We start from the raw sequence: 20,922 nt of genomic DNA, 5'->3' as shown, positions 1-20,922 counted from the left end.
GCATGGGCCGTCACCTCGCCGCCGCGCTCGCGCAGTACCCGCCGATCACGGGTGTCGATCCGGTCGGTCAGCTGGCGGCACAGGTTGCCGAAATCCTCGGTGACTCGGCCCGTCTCGATCTGATCGTCTTCCCCGAGATCCATCTGTGCGGTGACTGCGACGCGGCCCCGGACGCCAACGACTGGCTGCGTGCGGCGGCTGAACCGCTCGACGGTCCCCGTATCCGCGCGCTGGGTGAGGTCGCGCGACAGCTCGGGGTGTGGCTGATCCCGGGATCGGTACCCGAACTCGGCGGCGACGGGCGGGTGTACAACACCGAGGTGGTGTTCGACCCGGGCGGGACGTTGATTGCGGCGTACCGCAAGGTGTTTCCGTGGCGGCCCTATGAGGCGTGGGCGTCCGGGCACGAGTTCGTCGTCGCGGACCTGCCGGGGATCGGCCGGGCCGGGCTGTCGATCTGCTACGACTCGTGGTTTCCGGAGGCGACCCGCAGCGTGGCCTGGATGGGCGCCGAGTTCGTCGTCAACGTCGTCAAGACCATCGGCGCGGACCGCAAACAGGAGCGGGTGCTCGCGCAGGCGAACGCGATCGTCAACCAGGTGTTCATGCTCAGCGTGAACGCGGCCGGCCCGATCGGCACCGGTGGTTCGCTCGTGTGCGACCCGGAGGGCACCGTCGTCGCCGACCTGCCGACCGCCGAACCCGGTGTGCTGTACGTCGAGTTGGATCTCGACGCCGTCACCCTCGTGCGGGCACGCGGCACCGAGGGCTACAACCGGATGTGGTCGCAGATGGCCGCCGACGATCCGGTGATCGAGTTGCCGATCTATCAGGGCCGGATCGATCCGACCCGGTGGGAACCGAGAGGAGCGTCATGACCGAGACACCCCGACTGCAGAAGCAACTGCGACTGCGATCGCTGGTGTTGTTCGGTCTGGCGTACATGACGCCGATCATCGTGCTCGGCATCTTCGGGGTCATCGCCGAGCTCTCCGACGGCGGCAGCGCCGGGTCGTATCTCGTTGCGACCGTGGCGATGTTGTTCACCGCACTGAGTTACGCGGTGATGGCCAAGCACTTCCCGGTCGCCGGATCGGCCTACACCTATGTGCGCAAGTCGCTCGACTCCCGGGTGGGATTCGTTGTCGGCTGGGCGATCCTGCTGGACTACCTGTTCCTGCCGTTGGTGATCTGGCTGATCGGCGGCTCGTATCTGCACGGCCAGTTCCCCGGTGTGCCGTTCTTCGTCTGGATCCTGGCGTTCATCGTGATCACGTCGGCGCTCAACGTGATCGGGCTCAAGGTCGCCGACCGCACCAACTTCGTGCTGATGACCGTGCAGTTGCTGATCCTGGCGCTGTTCGTGATCCTGTCGATCGCGCATCTGGTCAACGGTTCGGAGTCGCTGGTGTCGACGACGCCGTTCACCGGCGCGAGCGGTTTCGGCGCGCTGGCAGCCGGCGCCGCCGTCGCGGCCTACTCGTTCCTCGGGTTCGACGCGATCAGCACCCTGACCGAGGAGACCCACGACGCGGAACGCACGGTCCCGCGGGCGATCGTGCTCGTCGCCGTGATCGGCGGCGGGATCTTCGTGCTGGTCAGCTATTTCGTGACGCTGGTGTCGCCCGGCGGGACGTTCGACAACGCCGATTCGCTGGCCGCCGACATCGCCAAGACGATCGGCGGCAGCCTGTTCGGTGCGGTGTTCCTCACCGGGCTCATCGTCGGCCAGTTCACCTCGGGGCTGTCGGCGCAGGCCGCGGTGGCGCGGCTGCTGTACGCGATGGGCCGCGACCGGGTGCTGCCGCCGCGGGTGTTCGGTTGGCTCTCAGAGCGTTTCCACACACCGGTGTTCAACATCATGCTGTGCGGCGCGATCGGGTTGGCCGCTATCTTCCTCGACGTCGCGACCTCCACGTCGTTCATCAATTTCGGCGCGTTCACCGCGTTCACGTTGGTGAACCTGGCGGTCATCGGCTACTACCTCAAGCACCGCGGCGAGCAGCTCAGCCCGTGGCGGTACGTACTGCTGCCGGTCGTCGGCGCGGCCATCGACGTCTACCTGCTGACCCAACTCGACTCCAAGGCGCTGGTGCTGGGGCTGGCCTGGCTCGGGATCGGCATCGCGTACCTGCTGGTGCTCACGCGCGGGCTGACTCGCGAACCACCGGAGATGGCGACGGCATAGGTTGGACAGCGTGGCGACACTCACAGTCGGCGTGGCCGCCCCCGACCCGCCGTTCAACTCCATGCCCGACGGCGGTGGACTCGACATCGACCTGATGACGGCGATCGCCGACAAGATCGGTGCCGCCGCCGAATTCATCGCCTACGACGGCGCCGACTTCGACGGCATCTTCGACGCGCTCGGCGACGGCGCCTACGACTGCGTGGCCGCGGGCACCACCGTCACCGCCGAACGGGAACGCAAGGCGACGTTCGTCGCGCCCTACGTCATCTCCGGGCAGTCGCTGGCGGTCGACACCCGGCGGTTGCCGCGCGTGACCTCCGTCGACGACCTCGACGGCCTGACCATCGGCGTGCAGCGCGGCAACACCAGCCGGCCGGTCGCCGAGCAGTTGGTCGCCGACGGCAGGGCCGCCGCCGTGCGTGTCTACGACTACGGCGCCGTGCGCACCGCGCTGACCGACCTGACCACCGGCGACTGCGACGCGTTCATGAAGCTCGCGCCGGTGCTCACCGAACTGGTCCGGCCGCTGCCCGGCGTGGAGGTGGTCCAGCGTGGCATCACCGTCGAGGACATCGCGATCGCCGTCGCGCCCGGTGACCAGGCGCTGCTGGGCCGGCTGACCGTGGCGCAGGCCGAACTGGAGGCCGACGGCACCCTGCAGCGGATCCGCAGGAAATGGCTCGGCAACCCCTACGCCGACCAGAGCCTGGCCGTGCACTGACCAGGTCGCGCGTGGCATGTATCACACCATTAGGCTGGCTGGCGAGTACACCAGGACCGACTAAGGAGACAGCGTGACCATCCGCGTAGGCGTCAACGGCTTCGGCCGCATCGGGCGGAACTTCTTCCGGGCCCTGGCGGCCCAGAAGCTCGAGGGCAAGAACACCGACGTCGAGATCGTCGCGGTCAACGACCTGACCGACAACGAGACGCTGGCGCACCTGCTGAAGTTCGACTCGATCCTGGGCCGGTTGCCGTTCGACGTCTCCGTCGACGGCGAGACCATCAACGTCGGCGGCGACGCGCTCAAGGGTCTGTCGATCAAGGAGGGCCCGTCGGCGCTGCCGTGGGGTGACCTCGGCGTCGACGTGGTTGTCGAGTCGACCGGCATCTTCACCAAGCGGGACAAGGCGCAGGGCCACCTCGACGCCGGCGCCAAGAAGGTCATCATCTCGGCTCCGGCCAGTGATGAGGACATCACGATCGTGCTGGGCGTCAACGACGACAAGTACGACGGCAGCCAGAACATCATCTCCAACGCGTCCTGCACCACGAACTGCCTCGGCCCGCTGGCCAAGGTCCTCAACGACGAGTTCGGCATCGTCAAGGGCCTGATGACCACGATCCACGCCTACACCCAGGACCAGAACCTGCAGGACGGCCCGCACAAGGACCTGCGTCGCGCCCGCGCCGCCGCGATCAACATCGTGCCGACCTCGACCGGCGCCGCCAAGGCCATCGGCCTGGTGCTGCCGGAGCTGAAGGGCAAGCTCGACGGCTACGCGCTGCGGGTGCCGATCCCCACGGGTTCGGTCACCGACCTGACCGCCGAGCTGAGCAAGTCGGCCACCGTCGACGAGATCAACGCCGCGATGAAGGCCGCCGCCGAGGGTCCGCTCAAGGGCATCCTGAAGTACTACGACGCCCCGATCGTCTCGAGCGACATCGTCACCGACCCGCACAGCTCGCTCTACGATGCGGGCCTGACCAAGGTCATCGACAACCAGGCCAAGGTCGTCTCGTGGTACGACAACGAGTGGGGCTACTCGAACCGCCTCGTCGACCTCGTCGCGCTGGTCGGCAAGTCGCTCTAGAGCCGTGGCGATCAAGACACTCGAAGACCTTCTCTCCGAAGGTGTTTCGGGGCGTGGGGTGCTGGTCCGCTCGGACCTCAACGTCCCGCTCGACGATGACGGCAACATCACCGACCCCGGTCGCATCATCGCGTCGGTGCCGACGCTGAAGGCGCTGTCCGACGCCGGCGCCAAGGTCGTCGTCACCGCGCACCTCGGCCGCCCCAAGGACGGTCCCGACCCGAAGTTCTCGCTGGCTCCGGTCGCGGCGGCGCTGGGGGAGCAGCTCGGCAGGCACGTGCAGCTGGCCGGCGACGTGGTCGGCACCGACGCGCTCGCCCGCGCCGAGGGGCTGACCGACGGCGACGTCCTGCTGCTGGAGAACATCCGGTTCGATGCCCGCGAGACCAGCAAGGACGACGCCGAGCGGGGCAAGCTGGCCAAGGCGCTCGTCGAGCTCGTGGGCGACGACGGCGCGTTCGTCAGTGACGGCTTTGGCGTGGTGCACCGCAAGCAGGCGTCGGTCTACGACGTGGCGACCCTGCTGCCGCACTACGCGGGCACGCTGGTGGCCGCCGAGGTCAAGGTGCTCGAGCAGCTGACGAGCTCCACGGACCGGCCCTACGCGGTCGTGCTCGGCGGATCGAAGGTGTCGGACAAGCTGGCGGTCATCGAGTCGCTTGCCGAGAAGGCCGACAGCCTGCTCATCGGTGGCGGAATGTGCTTCACCTTCCTTGCCGCGCAAGGCTTTTCGGTCGGCAGCTCGCTGCTCGAGGAGAGCATGGTGGAGACCTGCCGCAAGCTGCTCGACACCTACGCCGACGTGCTGCACCTGCCGGTCGACGTGGTGGTGGCCGACAAGTTCGCCGCCGACGCGACATCGGAGGTCGTCACCGCCGACCGGATCCCCGACGACAAGATGGGGCTCGACATCGGGCCGGGCTCGGTCGAGCGGTTCACCACGCTGCTGAGCAACGCCAAGACCGTGTTCTGGAACGGCCCCATGGGCGTGTTCGAGTTCCCGTCGTTCGCGGCGGGCACCAAGGGCGTGGCCGAGGCGATCATCGCCGCGACCGGCAAGGGCGGTTTCAGCGTCGTCGGCGGCGGTGACTCCGCGGCCGCCGTGCGCCAACTCGGCCTGGCCGAGGACGGCTTCTCGCACATTTCCACCGGCGGCGGAGCGTCGCTGGAATACCTTGAGGGCAAGGCCCTGCCGGGCATCGAAGTGCTCGAGAACTGAGGAGACCCGTGTCGCGTAAGCCGCTCATCGCCGGCAACTGGAAGATGAACCTCAACCACTTCGAGGCCATCGCCCTGGTGCAGAAGATCGCCTTCGCGTTGCCCGCGAAGTACTTCGACAAGGTCGACGTCACGGTCATCCCGCCGTTCACCGACCTGCGCAGCGTGCAGACGCTCGTCGACGGTGACAAACTGCTGCTGACCTACGGCGCGCAGGATCTCTCCGAGCACGACTCGGGCGCCTACACCGGGGACATCAGCGGAGCGTTCCTGGCCAAGCTCGGCTGCACCTACGTCGTCGTCGGCCACTCCGAACGCCGCACCTACCACCACGAGGACGACGCCCAGGTCGCCGCCAAGGCCGCGGCCGCGTTCCGGCACGGCCTGGTGCCGATCATCTGCATCGGCGAGCAACTCGAGGTCCGGGAGGCCGGCAACCACGTCGAGCACAACGTCGAGTCGCTGCGCGGTTCGCTGGCGGGGCTGTCCGCCGAGCAGATCGGCCAGGTCGTGATCGCCTACGAGCCGGTGTGGGCGATCGGCACCGGCCGGGTGGCCAGCGCCGCGGACGCGCAGGAGGTCTGCAAGGCCATCCGCGACGAGCTGGGCAACCTCGCGACGCCCGAACTGGCGGCCGGTATCCGCGTCCTGTACGGCGGCTCGGTGAACGCCAAGAACGTCGGCGAGATCGTGGCCCAGCCCGACGTGGACGGTGCCCTGGTCGGCGGTGCGTCGCTGGACGGCGAGCAGTTCGCCACGCTGTCGGCCATCGCGGCCGGCGGGCCCCTGCCCTGAGCACGGTGCGGCGTTAGGTACTCTGGTCGCCATGGAATTGGCCCTGCAGATCACCCTGATCGTGACCAGCGTCCTGGTCGTGCTCCTGGTGCTGCTGCATCGCGCCAAGGGCGGCGGCTTGTCCACGCTGTTCGGTGGCGGCGTGCAGTCCAGCCTGTCGGGGTCGACGGTCGTCGAGAAGAACCTCGACCGGTTGACGCTGTTCGTCACCGGCATCTGGCTGGTGTCGATCGTCGGCGTCGCGCTGATCATCAAGTACAGCTAGCTCACACCTCCTCACCGTGCGGCCCCATTCCGGGGCGTCGATACTGGAACCATGGCTGAAGTCGCGGGACTGGAACCGATCGGCGCGGTCATGCGCACGCAGGTGGGCCGCGAGGCCACCGAGCCGATGCGTGAGGACATCCGGTTGCTCGGCGCGATACTCGGCGACACGGTGCGCGAGCAGAACGGCGAAGCGGTGTTCGACCTCGTCGAGCGCGCCCGCGTCGAATCCTTCCGGGTGCGCCGTTCGGAGATCGACCGCACCGAACTCGCGGGCTTGTTCGACGGGATCGACGTCGGCCAGGCGATCCCCGTCATCCGGGCGTTCACACACTTCGCGTTGCTGGCCAATGTCGCAGAGGACATCCACCGGGAGCGGCGCCGCGCGGTCCACGTCGAGGCGGGGGAGCCGCCGCAACCCAGCAGCCTGGCGGCGACGTACGCCAAACTCGATTCCGCCGAACTGGATTCGGACACCGTCGCCGACGCGCTGGCGGGGGCGCTGGTGTCACCGGTGATCACCGCGCACCCGACCGAGACCCGCCGGCGCACGGTGTTCGACACCCAGCACCGCATCACCGAGCTGATGCGGTTGCGGATGCGCGGGCACGACCGCACCGACGACGGCCGTGACATCGACAACGAGCTGCGCCGCCACATCCTGACCCTGTGGCAGACCGCGCTGATCCGGTTGTCGCGGCTGAAGATCCAGGATGAGATCGAGACCGGGCTGCGGTACTACCCTGCCGCGTTCTTCGAGGTGATCCCCGCCGTCAACGCCGGTGTGCGCGCCGAACTGCAGTCACGGTGGCCGGATTCGGGTCTGCTCGACGAGCCGATCGTGCGGCCCGGGTCGTGGATCGGCGGTGACCGCGACGGGAATCCGAACGTGACCGCGGAGGTCGTGCGGTTGGCCACCGGAAGCGCGGCCCACCTCGCGCTCGACCACTACTTCACCGAGATAACCGCGCTGGAAGAGGAACTGTCGATGTCGGCGCGGCTGGTCCGCATCAGCGACGACCTCGCCGCGCTGGCCGACGAGTGCCACGAGCCTGCCAGGGCCGACGAACCGTACCGGCGTGCGCTGCGGGTCATCCACGCCCGGCTGACCGCGACCGCACAGGAAATCCTCGACCGGCAGCCCGAACACGTCCTCGACCTCGGGCTCGAGCGGTACCAGACACCGGCCGAACTGCTGGCCGACCTCGATGTGGTCTACGAGTCGCTGCGCGCCAACGGCAGCGCCGTGCTGGCCGATGACCGGCTGGCGCGTCTGCGGGAAGCGGTGCGGGTCTTCGGGTTTCACCTGTCCGGTCTGGACATGCGGCAGAACTCCGACGTGCACGAGGAGGTCGTCGCCGAGTTGCTGGCGTGGGCGGGGGTGCACTCCGATTACGCGTCGCTGGACGAGCCGGAGCGGGTCGAGCTGTTGTCGAAGGAGCTGTCCACGCGCCGGCCCTTGGTCAAGGACGGCGCGGCGCTGTCGGAGTTGGCGCGCAAGGAACTCGACATCGTGGCGGCGGCCGCCCGCGCCGTGCGGGTGTTCGGCCCGCAGGCGGTGCCCAACTACATCATCTCGATGTGTCAATCGGTTTCGGACATGCTCGAGGCGACGGTCCTGCTCAAGGAGGCCGGGCTGCTGGACGTGTCGGACTCGGAGCACTACGCCCCGGTGGGGATCGTGCCGCTGTTCGAGACCATCGACGATCTGCAGCACGGCGCGTCGATTCTCGAGGCGGCGCTGGGCCTTCCGGTGTACCGGCACATCGTCACGGCGCGCGGCGAAAGCCAAGAGGTGATGCTCGGTTACTCGGATTCGAACAAGGACGGCGGGTATCTGGCGGCGAACTGGGCGCTGTACCGCGCCGAACTCGACCTGGTCGAGTCGGCGCGCAAGACCGGAATCCGGTTGCGGCTGTTCCACGGTCGCGGCGGCACCGTCGGCCGCGGCGGCGGGCCCAGCTACGACGCGATCCTCGCGCAGCCGCCCGGCGCGGTGAACGGGTCGCTGCGGATCACCGAACAGGGCGAGGTGATCGCGGCCAAGTACGCCGAACCGCAGCTCGCGCATCGCAACCTCGAGACGTTGGTGGCCGCGACGCTGGAGGCCACGCTGCTCGACGTCGAGGGGCTCGGCGACGAGGCCGGGCCCGCCTACCAGGTGCTCGACGACCTCGCCGCGCGCGCCCAGCGGGCGTACGGCGAATTGGTGCACGACACACCGGGATTCGTCGAGTACTTCAAGGCGTCGACGCCGGTGAGCGAGATCGGCGCGCTGAACATCGGGAGCCGGCCGACATCACGCAAGCCGACGACGTCGATCAGCGACTTGCGGGCGATCCCGTGGGTGCTGGCGTGGAGCCAGTCGCGAGTGATGCTGCCCGGGTGGTACGGCACGGGAACGGCGTTCGAGGAGTGGATCGCCGCCGGGGTCGAGGAGGAACGCGTCGAGGTGCTGCGCGACCTGTACCGGCGCTGGCCGTTCTTCCGCACCGTGCTGTCGAACATGGCGCAGGTGCTGGCGAAGTCGGATCTCGGCCTGGCCGCGCGGTATTCGGAGCTGGTCGAGGACGAGGAGCTCCGGCGGCGGGTGTTCGACAAGATCGTCGCCGAACACGGGCGCACCATCCGGATGCACAAGCTCATCACCGGCCAGGACGACCTGCTCGCCGACAACCCGGCGCTGGCCCGGTCGGTGTTCAACCGCTTCCCGTATCTGGAGCCGCTGAACCACCTGCAGGTCGAACTGTTGCGCCGTTACCGGTCCGGCGATGACGACGAACTCGTCCAGCGGGGGATTCTGCTGACGATGAGCGGATTGGCCACCGCGCTGCGCAACAGCGGCTAGATCCCCGCCGAGCGGCGCACCTTGTTGACCGCTCCGCGCACCACCTGTTCGGTCGCGGCGAGCGGCGAGATCACCGATTCGCCGAGACCGACGATGCGCTCGACCCGGTCGACGATGCCCTCCATCCGGCCCACCACCGCGTTGAGCCGCGGGGCGAGCTCGTTGATCTGGTTGATGGTCTCGTTGAACCGTTCGAGCGTCGCGTCGAGGTTGGCCGTCGAGCTGTTGAGGTCCTCGAGGGTCTCGCTGAGCCCCTCGAGGATGGTGTCGACCTGCTCGACGGTGACGTCGGCATTGAGCGCCGCCTGCGCGAGCTTCCTGATCCGCTCCGGTCCCGTGCGCACTGGTCGGCTGCTCTTGTCCACCATGAAAGTCATTATGGCGTCCCGCAGGGGAACCGCTGGGCGGAACGCGGCGTCTGACTAGGTGTGGACCAGTCAAGAACCACGTCGCGGCAGTGCGGGGGCGACCCGCGCAGTGCCACGCGGGAACAGGGTGGGCGAAGCGCCGACTACGAGCGGGGATTCCGCGACGCTCACCGCGGCTCAGAAGGGTGGTGGTTCGTCGTTTCTGGCGAGTCGTTCGGCGATGAGTAGGTCTGTGCGGGTGATGCGTGCGGTGTTGTGTTGGCGTTCCAGGGCGATGCGGTAGGCCTTGTCTTGGGCGCGGGTGCGTCGGCGTTTGGGCATCATCGCGCCCCGGTGCACGTTGGGCGCTGCGCTTGGTGTGGTCAGGTCGATGACGCCGGTGGGTTGGGCCAGCGCGGCGAAGAACTCAGCCCCGGCGGGTGTGGTCGTGTACATCTTTCCGCTGGGGGCGCGCCAGATCACGGTGCCATCGGGCAGTTGCAGGTCGCCCCATCCGGTGGGCCCGGTCCAAAACGTCTTCAACAGATGGTGAAACACGCACAGCAACTTCAGGTTTGACGGATGGGTGGGCCCCATCGGGTAAGCGACCGTGTGGTCGATCTGACACGCTGACGCCGGGACGTCACACCCGGGGAACCGGCACGCCAGATCGCGGCACCGGACGAACCGGGCCAACGCCGCCGAGGGCCGGTAACCGGCCTCAGCGCACGGCTCAGGCAACGTGAGCGGGCGCAGTTGGGCGGTGGCGGCGCGCTCGCGCAGCACCGCCGCCGGGATCGCCCCGTACCCCGGCAGATACCCGGGATTGTTCGAGCGGCCCTCCAGGGTGGCCTGCTCGGCGATCACATTGATCACCACCTGCGCCGGCGGCGCCACCGACCCACTATTCGGGCAGTCGGAGGCACCGCAACCGCACACCAGCGGCAGCTGCCCTTGGGACATGGCCATCATCGCGTCCACCCGGCGCTGCTCGGCGGTGCGTGGATCCTCGCGGCACACGGTGGCGGCGATCTCGTCGATGCGGGTATCGAACGCGACGCCTTCGTCGAAGGCCAGCCGCGCCCAGACTCCGACCATCCCGCCGCCCATCGGGGCGACGTGCACATAGCGGTCATCGCGTTCTGGTGTGGGTTCGCGCACCCCGGCCGGGTCGAACTTTTCGACCCACATGTCGATGCGCTCACCAAGTTTGGGCCCGGATAGTTTCATCCATCGCGGGGCCCGGCGGGCGAACTCGGCGTCCAGGCGGGCCAGCAGCTCAGGGTCTTCGACGTTGCTGCTGCGATTGACCAGCGCGATCACCATGCGGTAGTCGATGTCCCCGGCGGCGAACACCTCCCCGACGTTGGGTAGGCGCTCGCGCAGGTCGATCGCCAGATCCAGCCGGCTCGCCGCTCGGCCGCGGCTGATGTTCAGTGCCGCCGAGACCTCGGCGACCACGTTGGCATGCCCATCAACCGCCCACGACAACCGCTCATCCTCATCCTCGGGCGCCCGACGGGCATAGAGCTCACCAATGGCGTGCATCTCCTGACCGCACGCCGCGTTCTGCTCACGCGACGCCGCAGCGATGGCCTCCACCACCACCACATCATCGGCCCCCTCGTACATACGTTCGATACTACTCGCGGGGTCCGACACGATTCCGATACGCGGTCCCGAGTGAGGATGGTCCTGCTCGTTCGCGGCTGGAGCCCTGCTGGTTGTCTTTCGACCGATTTGTCTCACCGGCGCCGTGGGGCAAGTACGGCATCAGCCCTGGGAGGACGGGCATGACACCTGGCCCGCAAGTCACCGACGCTGGCTCAGCATCCAACTCATCGACGCCGCTTGAGCCCTTGACGCCAGTGGTCCGACAATCAGAGCTTGCTTGCGGCCGCCTCGTCGAGCAGCCACACGGTGGCTTCACGGCCCACCGCTCCGGCAGCCGGTATGTCGTCGGCGTCCGCGCCGCCGATCGCGGCGGCCACCGCCTCGGCCTTGGCCTCACCGGAGACGACCAGCCACACCTCGCGCGAGCGCCGAACAGCGGGCAATGTCAACGTGATCCGGCGTGGCGGTGGCTTGGGGGAGTCGGTGACCCCGACCACCAACCGCTCGGTCTCCCGCACCGCGGGCGTGTGCGGGAACAGCGAGTTGACGTGCCCCTCACCGCCCATGCCCAGCAGGTGGACGTCGAAGTCGGAAACCAGCACGCGCTCGTATGCCGCCGCCGCGGCGTCGAGGTCGTCGCCGAACTCACCGTCGCTGGCCGCCATCGCGTGCACGTTGGCCGCCGGGATGTCGACGTGGTCCAGCAGCGCCTCACGCGCCTGCTTGTAGTTGCGCTCGTCGTCGTCCTCGGGCACGAATCGGTCATCGCCCCAGAACAGGTGCACCTTCGACCAGTCGATGCGCTCACCGCGCTCGGCGACACGCTTGAGCAGACCCGTACCGCTGCCGCCGCCGGTCAGCACGATCTGCGCGACACCGCGCTTGTCGATCGCGTCGAGTATCGCCGCGACCAACCGGTCACCGGCCGCGGCCACCAGCGCCTCGGTGTCGACGTACCGTTCGACGATCGCGCTCACAGGTACTGCACCTTGTCGAGGCCCTGCAGCGCTTCGTGGTAGATCTCGTCCGGATCGAGCCTACGCAGGTCTTCGGCCAGGCACTCCTTGGCCTCCCTGCGCGCCAAGGGGATTCGAGCCTCGGGCCTGCTCGTGCGGGTCAGCGTCGCGGTGGTGCCCTCCTGCGGGCGCTTGAGTGTGATCGTCTCGCTGGCGCGGGTCAGCTCCACCTTCAGCTCCCCGACCGCGCGCTGCACGGGCCCGCCGATCCGGTTCGCCAGCCAGCCGGCCAGGACGTCGAGGGACGGCTCGTCGCGCAACCCTGACACCAACGCGGACTCGACCGGCTCGTGCGGCTCCTGATCGACCGCGGCGGCGAGCAGGGCCCGCCAGTAGGTGATCCGCGCCCAGCACAGGTCGGTGTCACCCGCGGTGTATCCGCCCAACCGGCTCTTGATCGCCGACAGCGGATCCGAGCACTGCGTCGCATTGGTGATCCGGCGAATGGCCAACCGGCCCAACGGATCCTTCGCGGGCACGTCCGGTCCACCCGCCGGCCACCACGCCACCACCGGCGTGTCGGGCAGCAGGAACGGCAGCACCACCGCGTTGGCGTGGTCGGCGAGCTCACCGTGCAGCCGCAGCGCCACGATCTCGCCGGCGCCGGCGTCGCCGCCGACGCGCAACTGGGCGTCGAGCCGCGATTCGGCCTCGCGGTCGCCGGGCACGACCACGATGACGCGGCACGGATGCTCACGGCTCGCGAAGTTGGCCGCCTCGATCGACTCCTCGAGCAGCGTGTCGGAGTCCAGCGAGATCACCAGCGTGAGAACGCGGCTCAGCGTGATCGCGCCGCCCTCTTCGCGCAGGCCGGTGATCTTCTTGTTGATGTCGTTGGTGGTGGTGTCCGGCAGATCGACAATCACGGCCGCCTCCATTCCCGGCCCATGCGGTGCAGCATCTCGTCGGCTGCCGCGGGCCCCCAGGTGCCGGACTCGTATGCCTCCGGCTTACCGCCGGCCGCCCAGTGGTCGAGCACCGGGTCGAGGATCTCCCAGGACAATTCGACCTCGCGGTTCACCGGGAACAGCGACGGCTCGCCGAGCAGCACGTCGAGGATCAGCCGTTCGTAGGCCTCGGGGGAGTCCTCGGCGAACGCGGAGCCGTAGGAGAAGTCCATGTTCACGTCCCGGACCTCCATCGCGCTGCCCGGGACCTTCGACCCGAACCGGGTCGTGATGCCCTCATCGGGCTGCACCCTGATCACCAGGGCGTTCTGGCCGAGCTCCTCGGTCATCGTCTTGTCGAAGGGCAGGTGTGGCGCCCGCTTGAAGATCAACGCGATCTCGGTGACCCTGCGGCCCAATCGTTTTCCGGTGCGCAGGAAGAACGGCACCCCGGCCCAGCGTCGGGTGTCGACCTCCAGCGTGATGGCGGCGTAGGTCTCGGTCGTGGAGTCCTTGGAGAAGCCCTCCTCCTCGAGCAGACCCACCACCTTCTCGCTGCCCTGCCAGCCCGCGGCGTACTGCCCGCGGGCGGTGGTCTCGTCGAGCGGTTGCAGCGGCCGGGTCGCCGAGAACACCTTGATCTTCTCCGCCTGCAGCTCCTTGGGTCCGAAGCTGACCGGCTCTTCCATCGCGGTCAGCGCCAGCAGCTGCAGCAGGTGGTTCTGGATGACGTCGCGCGCCGCACCGACACCGTCGTAATAGCCTGCGCGGCCACCCAATCCGATGTCCTCGGCCATCGTGATCTGGACGCTGTCGACGTAGTTGTTGTTCCAGATCGGCTCGTAAAGCTCGTTGGCGAACCGCAGCGCGAGGATGTTCTGCACGGTCTCCTTGCCGAGATAGTGGTCGATGCGGAACACCGACTCCTCGGGGAACACGCTGTTGACGACCTCGTTGAGGGCGCGGGCGCTCTGCAGGTCGTGGCCGAACGGCTTCTCGATGACCACCCGGCTCCAGCGGCCCTCCTGCGGGTTGGCCAGTCCGGACTTGTGTAGCTGCTCGCAGACCTGCTGGAACGCCTTCGGCGGGATCGACAGGTAGAACGCGTGATTCCCGCCGGTTCCGCGTTCGGCGTCCAGCTTCTCCAGTGTCTCGGCGAGCCGCCCGAACGCGGCCTCGTCGTCGAACGTGCCCTGCACGAACCGGAAGCCCTCGGCCAGCCGGTCCCACACCTCCTGACGGAACGGGGTGCGGGCGTGCTGCTTGACCGCGTCATAGACCACCTTGCCGAAATCCTGGTCCTCCCAGTCACGGCGGGCGAATCCGATCAACGAGAACGACGGCGGCAGCAGCCCCCGGTTGGCGAGGTCGTAGATCGCGGGCATCAGTTTCTTGCGGGAGAGATCGCCGGTGACGCCGAAGATCACGATCCCGCACGGCCCCGCGATCCGGGGCATCCGCTTGTCGCGTTTGTCGCGAAGCGGATTGACCCAGTCCGTCATTCCGCGCTCATCCCTTTTTCTCGTCGAGCTGGCCCTGCGTGGCCTCGAGCAACTCCTGCCATGACTTCTCGAACTTCTCCACGCCCTCGTCCTCGAGGAGCCGGAACACGTCGGGCAGATCGATGCCGATGGCCGAGAGCTGATCGAACAGCGCCTGCGACTCGTCGGCCGTGCCGGTCACGGTGTCGCCGGTGACGACGCCGTGGTCGGCGACCGCCTCGATCGTCTTCTCCGGCATGGTGTTCACGGTTTTCGGCGCGACCAGCTCGGTGACGTAGAGCGTGTCGGAGTAGTCCGGGTTCTTCACCCCGGTCGACGCCCACAGTGGACGCTGCACCCGCGCGCCCGCAGCCTTCAGCGCCTCGAAGCGCTGCCCGCCGACGAAGACCTCCTCGTACGCCGCGTAGGCCAGCCGCGCGTTGGCCACGCCGGCCTTGCCGCGCAGGTCCAGCGCCTCCGGTGAGCCGATCTTCTCGAGCCGCTTGTCGATCTCGGTGTCCACCCGCGACACGAAGAACGAGGCGACCGAATGGATGCGGGAGATGTCGTGCCCCGCCTCCTTGGCTTTCTCGAGGCCCTGCAGGTACGCGTCCATCACGAGGCGGTAGCGCTCCACCGAGAAGATCAACGTGACGTTGACCGAAATGCCTTCGGCGAGCACCGAAGCGATGGCCGGGATGCCGGCCTCGGTCGCGGGGATCTTGATCAGCAGGTTGGGCCGGTCGACGATCTTCCACAGCTCGATCGCCTGCAGGATAGTCTTGTCGGTGTCGTGCGCCAGCCGCGGGTCCACCTCGATCGACACCCGGCCGTCGACGCCGTCGGACAGTTCGTACTGCTTGGCCAGCACATCGCAGGCGTTGCGCACGTCGTCGGTTGTGACGGTGCGGATCGTCGCGTCCACGTCGGCACCGCGCTCGGCGAGCTCCTTGACCTGCGCGTCGTAGGCCGTGCCCTTGGACAACGCGGCCTGGAAGATCGACGGGTTCGTGGTGACCCCGACGACGCTTCTGGTGTCGATCAGTTCCTGCAGGTTGCCGGTCTGCAGACGATCGCGCGACAGGTCGTCAAGCCAGACCGACACACCCGCGTCGGCCAGCGCCGCGAGATTCGGATTTTGAGCCATTGCTGTGCCTTTCCACTACTACCTAATTGGCTATGGAGCGCTCCGCGGCGGCCACGACGGCTTCTGGCGTGAACCCGAACTCACGGAACAACGTCTTGTCGTCAGCCGATTCGCCGTAGTGCTCGATCGAGATGATCTCGCCGGTGTCGCCGACGAGCTTGTACCAACTCTGCGCGACGGCCGCCTCGACCGCCACCCGCGCCGACACCGTCGGCGGCAGCACCTTGTCGCGGTACTCCTGCGGCTGCGACTCGAACCACTCGACGCACGGCATCGACACCACGTAGGCCGTGATGTCCTTGTCCGCCAACTGCTTCTTCGCCTCGACCGCCAACTGCAGTTCCGAGCCCGTGGCGATGATGATCACGTCCGCGTCGTCGGCGGGGTTGCCGCCGCCGAGCACGTAGCCACCGCGCGCCACCCCATCGGCGTCGGTGCCCTCCAGCACCGGGATGCCCTGGCGGGTCAGGATGAACCCGACCGGCCCGCTGCCGTTGCCGCGGGCCAGGATGCTGCGCCAGGCGTACGCGGTCTCGTTCGGGTCACCCGGCCGCACGACCGACAGGTTCGGGATCGCCCGCAGCGCAGCCAGATGCTCGATCGGCTGGTGGGTCGGCCCGTCCTCGCCGAGGCCGATCGAGTCGTGCGTCCAGATGTAGATCGTGTCGATGTCCATCAGCGACGCCAGCCGCACGGCAGGCCGCATGTAGTCGGAGAACTGCAGGAACGTGCCGCCGAACGCGCGGGTCGGACCGTGCAGCACGATGCCGGACAAGATGGCGCCCATCGCGTGCTCGCGGATCCCGAAGTGCAGCACCCGGCCGTACCAGTCGGCGGTGAAGTCTTCAGTCGAAATCGACGGCGGGCCAAACGATTTGACACCCTTGATGGTGGTGTTGTTGCTGCCCGCCAGGTCGGCCGAGCCACCCCAGAGCTCGGGCAGCTTCGGCGCCACGTCGTTGAGCACCTGGCCGAACGCGGCGCGGGTCGCCAACGGCTTGGAACCCGGCTCCCAGTACGTCAGGTCCGAATCCCAGCCCTCGGGCAGTTCCTGGGCGAGCAGCCGGTCCAGCAGCGCCTTACGCTCAGTCTCCCGCTCCGCCCAGGCGTCGAACGTGCTCTGCCACTTGGCGTGCGCCTCGCTGCCCCGGTCGACCAGCTTGCGGGTGTGCTCGATGACCTCGGGCCGCACCTCGAACGTCTTGTCCGGGTCGAAGCCGAGGATCTTCTTGGTGGCGGCCACCTCGTCGTCGCCGAGTGCCGAGCCGTGCACCCCGCCGGTGTTCATCTTGTTCGGCGCCGGGTAACCGATGATGGTCCGCAACGCGATGAACGACGGCTTGTCCGTCACCTTCTTGGCCTCGGCGATGGCCTGCTCGATCCCGACCACGTTCTCGCCGCCCTCGATCTCCTGCACGTGCCAGCCGTAGGCCCGGTAGCGGGCCGCGACGTCCTCGCTCAGCGCGATGTTGGTGTCGTGCTCGATGGAGATCTGATTCTTGTCGTAGAAGACGATCAGGTTGCCCAGCTGCTGCGTGCCCGCCAGCGAGGACGCCTCGCTGGTGATGCCCTCCTCGATGTCGCCGTCGGAGGCGATGACATAGACGTAGTGGTCGAACGGGCTCTCACCCCACGGGGTGTCGGGATCGAACAGCCCGCGCTCATAGCGCGACGCCATCGCCATGCCGACGGCCGAGGCCAGGCCCTGGCCCAGCGGGCCGGTGGTGATCTCGACGCCCTTGGTGTGCCGGAACTCCGGGTGCCCCGGCGTCTTGGACTTGAACGTCCGCAGCGACTCGATGTCGGACAGCTCGAGGCCGAAGCCGCCGAGGTAGAGCTGAATGTAGAGGGTGAGGCTGGAGTGGCCGGCCGACAGCACGAAACGGTCCCGGCCCAGCCAGTGCACGTCGCTCGGGTCGTGGCGCATCTGCCGCTGGAACAGGGTGTAGGCCAGCGGCGCCAGGCTCATCGCGGTCCCTGGGTGGCCGTTGCCCACCTTCTGCACAGCGTCGGCGGCCAGCACCCGGACGGTGTCGACGGCCAGCGTGTCCACGTCGGTCCAGTCGTCCGGGTGGTTCGGACGGGTCAGCGCGGAAATCTCTTCGAGCGTGGTCACAGGCGCACTCCTGGTCGGCTTCTGAGCTTGGTCGGCTTCGAACTCTTTTCGCTGCTCGTTTAAACACCCTAGTGCGGGATGGTCATCCAATGCAGATTGCCGGGGGACGATTAGGCCGCCGTTGTCCTGCGGTCTACCATCGTCTGTAGTAGAAGCTGTTCGACAGGAGTAACTGCGTTGAGCGTTCGCGAAGGCCACCTCGTTGACGGGGCGGCTGTCCGAATCCGCGACCGGCTCCTCGGCTACCTCTCCTTGACCAAGCCGCGCGTCATCGAACTGCTTCTGGTCACCACCATTCCGGCCATGCTGCTGGCCGACCGCGGCCACGTCGACCCGCTGCTGATCTTCAACACCCTGGTCGGTGGCATGCTCGCCGCCGCGGGCGCCAACGCACTGAACTGCGTGGCCGACGCCGACATCGACAAGGTGATGAAGCGCACCGAACGCAGGCCGCTGGCGCGGGCCACGGTTCCGCGCAGCCACGCCCTGGTGTTCGGGCTGGCGCTGTCGGTCGGCTCGTTCTTCTGGCTGTGGTGGACCACCAACATGCTCTCGGCGCACCTGGCCGGCGCGACGATCGCGTTCTACGTGTTGGTCTACACGCTGCTGCTGAAGCGCCGGACATCGCAGAACGTGGTGTGGGGCGGCGCGGCCGGCTGCATGCCCGTGATGATCGGCTGGTCCGCCGTCACCGGCACCATCGCGTGGCCCGCGCTGGCGATGTTCGCGATCATCTTCTTCTGGACGCCGCCGCACACCTGGGCGCTGGCCATGCGCTACAAGGAGGACTACCGCGCGGCGGGCGTGCCCATGCTGCCCGCGGTGGCCACCGAGCGCGAGGTCACCAAGCAGATCGTGATCTACACCTGGCTGACGGTGGCGGCCACGCTGGCGCTGGTGCCGGTCACCGGCTGGCTGTACACCGCCGTCGCCGTGCTGGCCGGCGGCTGGTTCCTGGTGATGGCGCACCAGCTCTACCGCGGTGTGCGCCGCGGCGAACCGGTCAAGCCGCTGCGCCTGTTCCTGCAGTCGAACAACTACCTCGCCGTGGTCTTCTGCGCGCTGGCGATCGACTCGGTTCTCGCAATTCCGACTTTGCTCTGAGCAAGTTCGCCCCGCACGCCGCACCTCCTGAGCTAAGGTGCTGCGAAGTTGCGTAAACAACGACTAGCAGGGGGCGGAAACGTGTCGTGGTTGCGAGGGCTCGCGGTAGCAATGTCGGCCGCGGTGTTGGTGGTCGGTTGCTCGTCGGGCGGCGAAAGTGAGTCCACGACGTCGACGCCCCCGCCCAGTGCGGCCGGGCCGGTGCTCAACGGGCTCTACAAGATCGACTTCGACGTCGCCAAGCGCACCCAGCTGGGGGCCGCCTCACCGCGCACCGAACCGATGAGCGCGCGGTGGGCGCTGGACTCGCACTGCGCGGCCGACAACGTCTGCATCGCGACCGGCACCCGGATCAAGCCGGACGGGTCGCCGACCAACATCCAGGGCACCCTCGACCTCATCGACGGCAACTGGGTGATGGTCATCGCCGAGGACAGCAAGTGCCGCGCGGGCGGGCAACCGGCGCGGGTGCTGGGCACCTGGGTGCTGACCCCGCAGCCGAATGACACGCTGACCGGGACGTGGACCGAGATCACCACCGGCCCGGACTGCCCGTGGGTGGTGCAGATGCCGGTCACCGTGACCAAGCAGGGCGACGTTCCGGAGGGTGTCCAGCTGATCGACCCGAGCGCGGTCGAGGCCCGCAAGCCGTCGAAGGCCCAGGCGTTCAGCGGCACCTACACCCAGACCATCACCACGCAGCCGCCGGACGGGGCGCCCGGTGTGCTGACCATCGACGTCGCCACGTTCTGTGTGCGCAACACCGACGAGTGTGCGAGCACCCAGGCCACCGCGATCGAAAACGATCCGCAGCTGACGCCGCTGACATTCGCCGGTGACCGGTGGACCTACCGGTGGGACCGCGGCGAGAAGTCGTGCGGGCCGGGGATGCCGGAGCGGGTGCGCTCGTTCGGCAACGACGAGATCCTGTTCCCGGCGCCGTCGGAGAACCCGATCGTGACGCTGAGCGGCACCCGTCGGATCGAGGCGGGCGAGCCCTGCCCGACCCAGCAGGTCTTCGACCTCAAGTACGACCGGATGGTCGCCCCGCCGCCGCCACCGGCAGCGGCGCCCGCACCCGCGCCCGGCGGCTAGCTCAGGGCACCAGCACGACCGACCCGACCGTCTTGCGGCCCTGCAGGTCGGTGTGCGCCTGGGCGGCGTCGGCCAGCGGGTAGCGGTGGCTGACCGTGATGGTCAGCGCACCCGATGCGATCGCGTCGAGCAGTTCGCCTGCCCGCCAAGCGAATTCGTCGGCGGTGCGGGTGTAGTGCACCAGCGTCGGGCGGGTCAGGAACAGCGAGCCCGCGGCGTTGAGGCGCTGCGGGTCGAACGGCGGCACCGGCCCACTGGACGCGCCGAACAGAGCCAACGTGCCGCGCACCGCGAGGCTGGCCAGGCTGGCCTCGAACGTGGCCGCACCCACGCCGTCGTACACGGCGGCGACCCCACCTTCGGTCATTTCCTTGATCTTGGCGCCGAACTCGGCGGGATCTTCCGGATAGTCCAGCACCTCCACCGCGCCCGCCTGCCGCGACAGTTCCGCCTTCTCCGGTGTGGACACCGTGGTGATCACCCGCACCGCCATGCTCGTCGCCCACTGCGTCAGGATCAGCCCGACGCCGCCGGCACCGGCGTGCACCAGCACGGAGTCGCCCTGCTGCACCGGATACAGCGACTTGATCAAGTAGTGCGCGGTCATGCCCTTGAGCAGGCTCGCCGCCGCGGCCTCCGGGCTCACGCCGTCGGGCACGTAGGCGACGAAATCGGCCGGTGCGACGGAGTATTCGGCGTAGGCGCCGTTGGCCTGGGCGGTCACCACCCGGTCGCCGACCTTGAGCGCGGCCACATCGTCGCCGACGGCCTCGACGGTGCCGCACACCTCGTTGCCGAGGATGAACGGCGTCTCCCGCGGATACTGACCGGAGCGGAAGTAGGTGTCGAGGAAGTTCACCCCGATCGCCTCGGCCTTGATGAGCACCTCGCCGGGCCCGGGCGTGGGTTGCGGCTTCTCGACGTAGGTGAGGACTTCGGGTCCGCCGGTCTCGGCGACTTCGATGGCGTACATGGTTCTATCCTG

At 68.2% G+C, this 20,922-nt stretch carries 18 protein-coding genes; 10 read left to right on the top strand and 8 right to left on the bottom strand.

The window, feature by feature from the left end; translation table 11 throughout:
* Positions 1-2 precede the first annotated feature (2 nt).
* The 8 genes from BLW81_RS22135 to ppc all read left to right on the top strand — a co-directional run bounded on the left by BLW81_RS22135 (position 3) and on the right by ppc (position 9,130).
* Positions 3-878 (top strand): carbon-nitrogen hydrolase family protein, encoded by an 876-nt coding sequence (locus tag BLW81_RS22135; RefSeq protein WP_083409038.1) that lies wholly within the window; start codon positions 3-5, stop codon positions 876-878.
* Complete coding sequence (locus tag BLW81_RS22130) at positions 875-2,188, top strand: APC family permease (RefSeq protein ID WP_083409037.1); 1,314 nt, start codon at positions 875-877, stop codon at positions 2,186-2,188. The genes BLW81_RS22135 and BLW81_RS22130 overlap by 4 nt, the downstream gene beginning before the upstream one ends.
* 10 nt (positions 2,189-2,198) lie before the next feature.
* Complete coding sequence (locus BLW81_RS22125) at positions 2,199-2,912, top strand: ABC transporter substrate-binding protein (RefSeq protein WP_083410737.1); 714 nt, start codon at positions 2,199-2,201, stop codon at positions 2,910-2,912.
* Between the two features lie 73 nt (positions 2,913-2,985).
* Positions 2,986-4,005: a type I glyceraldehyde-3-phosphate dehydrogenase gene (gene gap, locus BLW81_RS22120; protein WP_083409036.1), complete on the top strand. Its 1,020-nt coding sequence runs from the start codon at positions 2,986-2,988 to the stop codon at positions 4,003-4,005.
* 4 nt (positions 4,006-4,009) lie between these two features.
* The gene (locus tag BLW81_RS22115) at positions 4,010-5,224 is read left to right on the top strand and encodes a phosphoglycerate kinase (protein WP_083409035.1); all 1,215 of its coding nucleotides are present in this window, start codon (positions 4,010-4,012) and stop codon (positions 5,222-5,224) included.
* An 8-nt stretch (positions 5,225-5,232) separates the two neighbouring features.
* Positions 5,233-6,018, top strand: a complete 786-nt coding sequence (tpiA, locus tag BLW81_RS22110; protein WP_083409034.1) for a triose-phosphate isomerase — start codon at positions 5,233-5,235, stop codon at positions 6,016-6,018.
* A 31-nt stretch (positions 6,019-6,049) separates the two neighbouring features.
* Complete coding sequence (gene secG, locus BLW81_RS22105) at positions 6,050-6,283, top strand: preprotein translocase subunit SecG (protein ID WP_083409033.1); 234 nt, start codon at positions 6,050-6,052, stop codon at positions 6,281-6,283.
* 51 nt (positions 6,284-6,334) lie between these two features.
* Positions 6,335-9,130 (top strand): phosphoenolpyruvate carboxylase, encoded by a 2,796-nt coding sequence (gene ppc, locus BLW81_RS22100; protein ID WP_083409032.1) that lies wholly within the window; start codon positions 6,335-6,337, stop codon positions 9,128-9,130.
* Here the strand turns inward: ppc and BLW81_RS22095 are convergent.
* The 7 genes from BLW81_RS22095 to tkt form a co-directional block, all read right to left on the bottom strand.
* Positions 9,127-9,498: an ATPase gene (locus BLW81_RS22095; protein WP_083409031.1), complete on the bottom strand. Its 372-nt coding sequence runs from the start codon at positions 9,496-9,498 to the stop codon at positions 9,127-9,129. The genes ppc and BLW81_RS22095 overlap by 4 nt on opposite strands.
* Before the next feature lie 177 nt (positions 9,499-9,675).
* The gene (locus tag BLW81_RS22090) at positions 9,676-11,109 is read right to left on the bottom strand and encodes an HNH endonuclease signature motif containing protein (RefSeq protein WP_083409030.1); all 1,434 of its coding nucleotides are present in this window, start codon (positions 11,107-11,109) and stop codon (positions 9,676-9,678) included.
* Between the two features lie 248 nt (positions 11,110-11,357).
* Positions 11,358-12,068: a 6-phosphogluconolactonase gene (gene pgl / locus BLW81_RS22085; protein WP_083409029.1), complete on the bottom strand. Its 711-nt coding sequence runs from the start codon at positions 12,066-12,068 to the stop codon at positions 11,358-11,360.
* Positions 12,065-12,973 (bottom strand): glucose-6-phosphate dehydrogenase assembly protein OpcA, encoded by a 909-nt coding sequence (gene opcA / locus BLW81_RS22080; RefSeq protein WP_083410736.1) that lies wholly within the window; start codon positions 12,971-12,973, stop codon positions 12,065-12,067. The genes pgl and opcA overlap by 4 nt, the downstream gene beginning before the upstream one ends.
* The gene (zwf, locus tag BLW81_RS22075; protein WP_083409028.1) at positions 12,970-14,496 is read right to left on the bottom strand and encodes a glucose-6-phosphate dehydrogenase; all 1,527 of its coding nucleotides are present in this window, start codon (positions 14,494-14,496) and stop codon (positions 12,970-12,972) included. The genes opcA and zwf overlap by 4 nt, the downstream gene beginning before the upstream one ends.
* 7 nt (positions 14,497-14,503) lie before the next feature.
* A complete protein-coding gene (gene tal, locus BLW81_RS22070; RefSeq protein WP_083409027.1) occupies positions 14,504-15,622 on the bottom strand; it encodes a transaldolase in 1,119 nt (372 codons plus the stop codon).
* A 22-nt stretch (positions 15,623-15,644) separates the two neighbouring features.
* On the bottom strand, positions 15,645-17,738 hold the full coding sequence (gene tkt, locus BLW81_RS22065; RefSeq protein ID WP_083409026.1) for a transketolase: 2,094 nt from the start codon (positions 17,736-17,738) through the stop codon (positions 15,645-15,647).
* A 177-nt stretch (positions 17,739-17,915) separates the two neighbouring features.
* Between tkt and BLW81_RS22060 the strand changes: the two genes are divergently transcribed.
* Together BLW81_RS22060 and BLW81_RS22055 are read left to right on the top strand one after the other, a co-directional pair.
* The gene (locus BLW81_RS22060) at positions 17,916-18,842 is read left to right on the top strand and encodes a heme o synthase (protein ID WP_083409025.1); all 927 of its coding nucleotides are present in this window, start codon (positions 17,916-17,918) and stop codon (positions 18,840-18,842) included.
* An 81-nt stretch (positions 18,843-18,923) separates the two neighbouring features.
* Positions 18,924-19,937: an Rv2253/PknI dimerization domain-containing protein gene (locus BLW81_RS22055; protein WP_157897792.1), complete on the top strand. Its 1,014-nt coding sequence runs from the start codon at positions 18,924-18,926 to the stop codon at positions 19,935-19,937.
* Position 19,938: 1 nt separating this feature from the next.
* Here BLW81_RS22055 and BLW81_RS22050 read toward each other — a convergent pair whose 3' ends face one another.
* Complete coding sequence (locus tag BLW81_RS22050; RefSeq protein WP_083409023.1) at positions 19,939-20,910, bottom strand: quinone oxidoreductase family protein; 972 nt, start codon at positions 20,908-20,910, stop codon at positions 19,939-19,941.
* Positions 20,911-20,922: the final 12 nt, after the last annotated feature.

The sequence above is a fragment of the Mycolicibacterium rutilum genome, from assembly GCF_900108565.1.
Lineage (GTDB): Bacteria > Actinomycetota > Actinomycetes > Mycobacteriales > Mycobacteriaceae > Mycobacterium > Mycobacterium rutilum.
The sequence above is the reverse complement of the archived record's forward strand: the minus strand, read 5'-3'. Positions and strand labels throughout refer to the sequence as shown.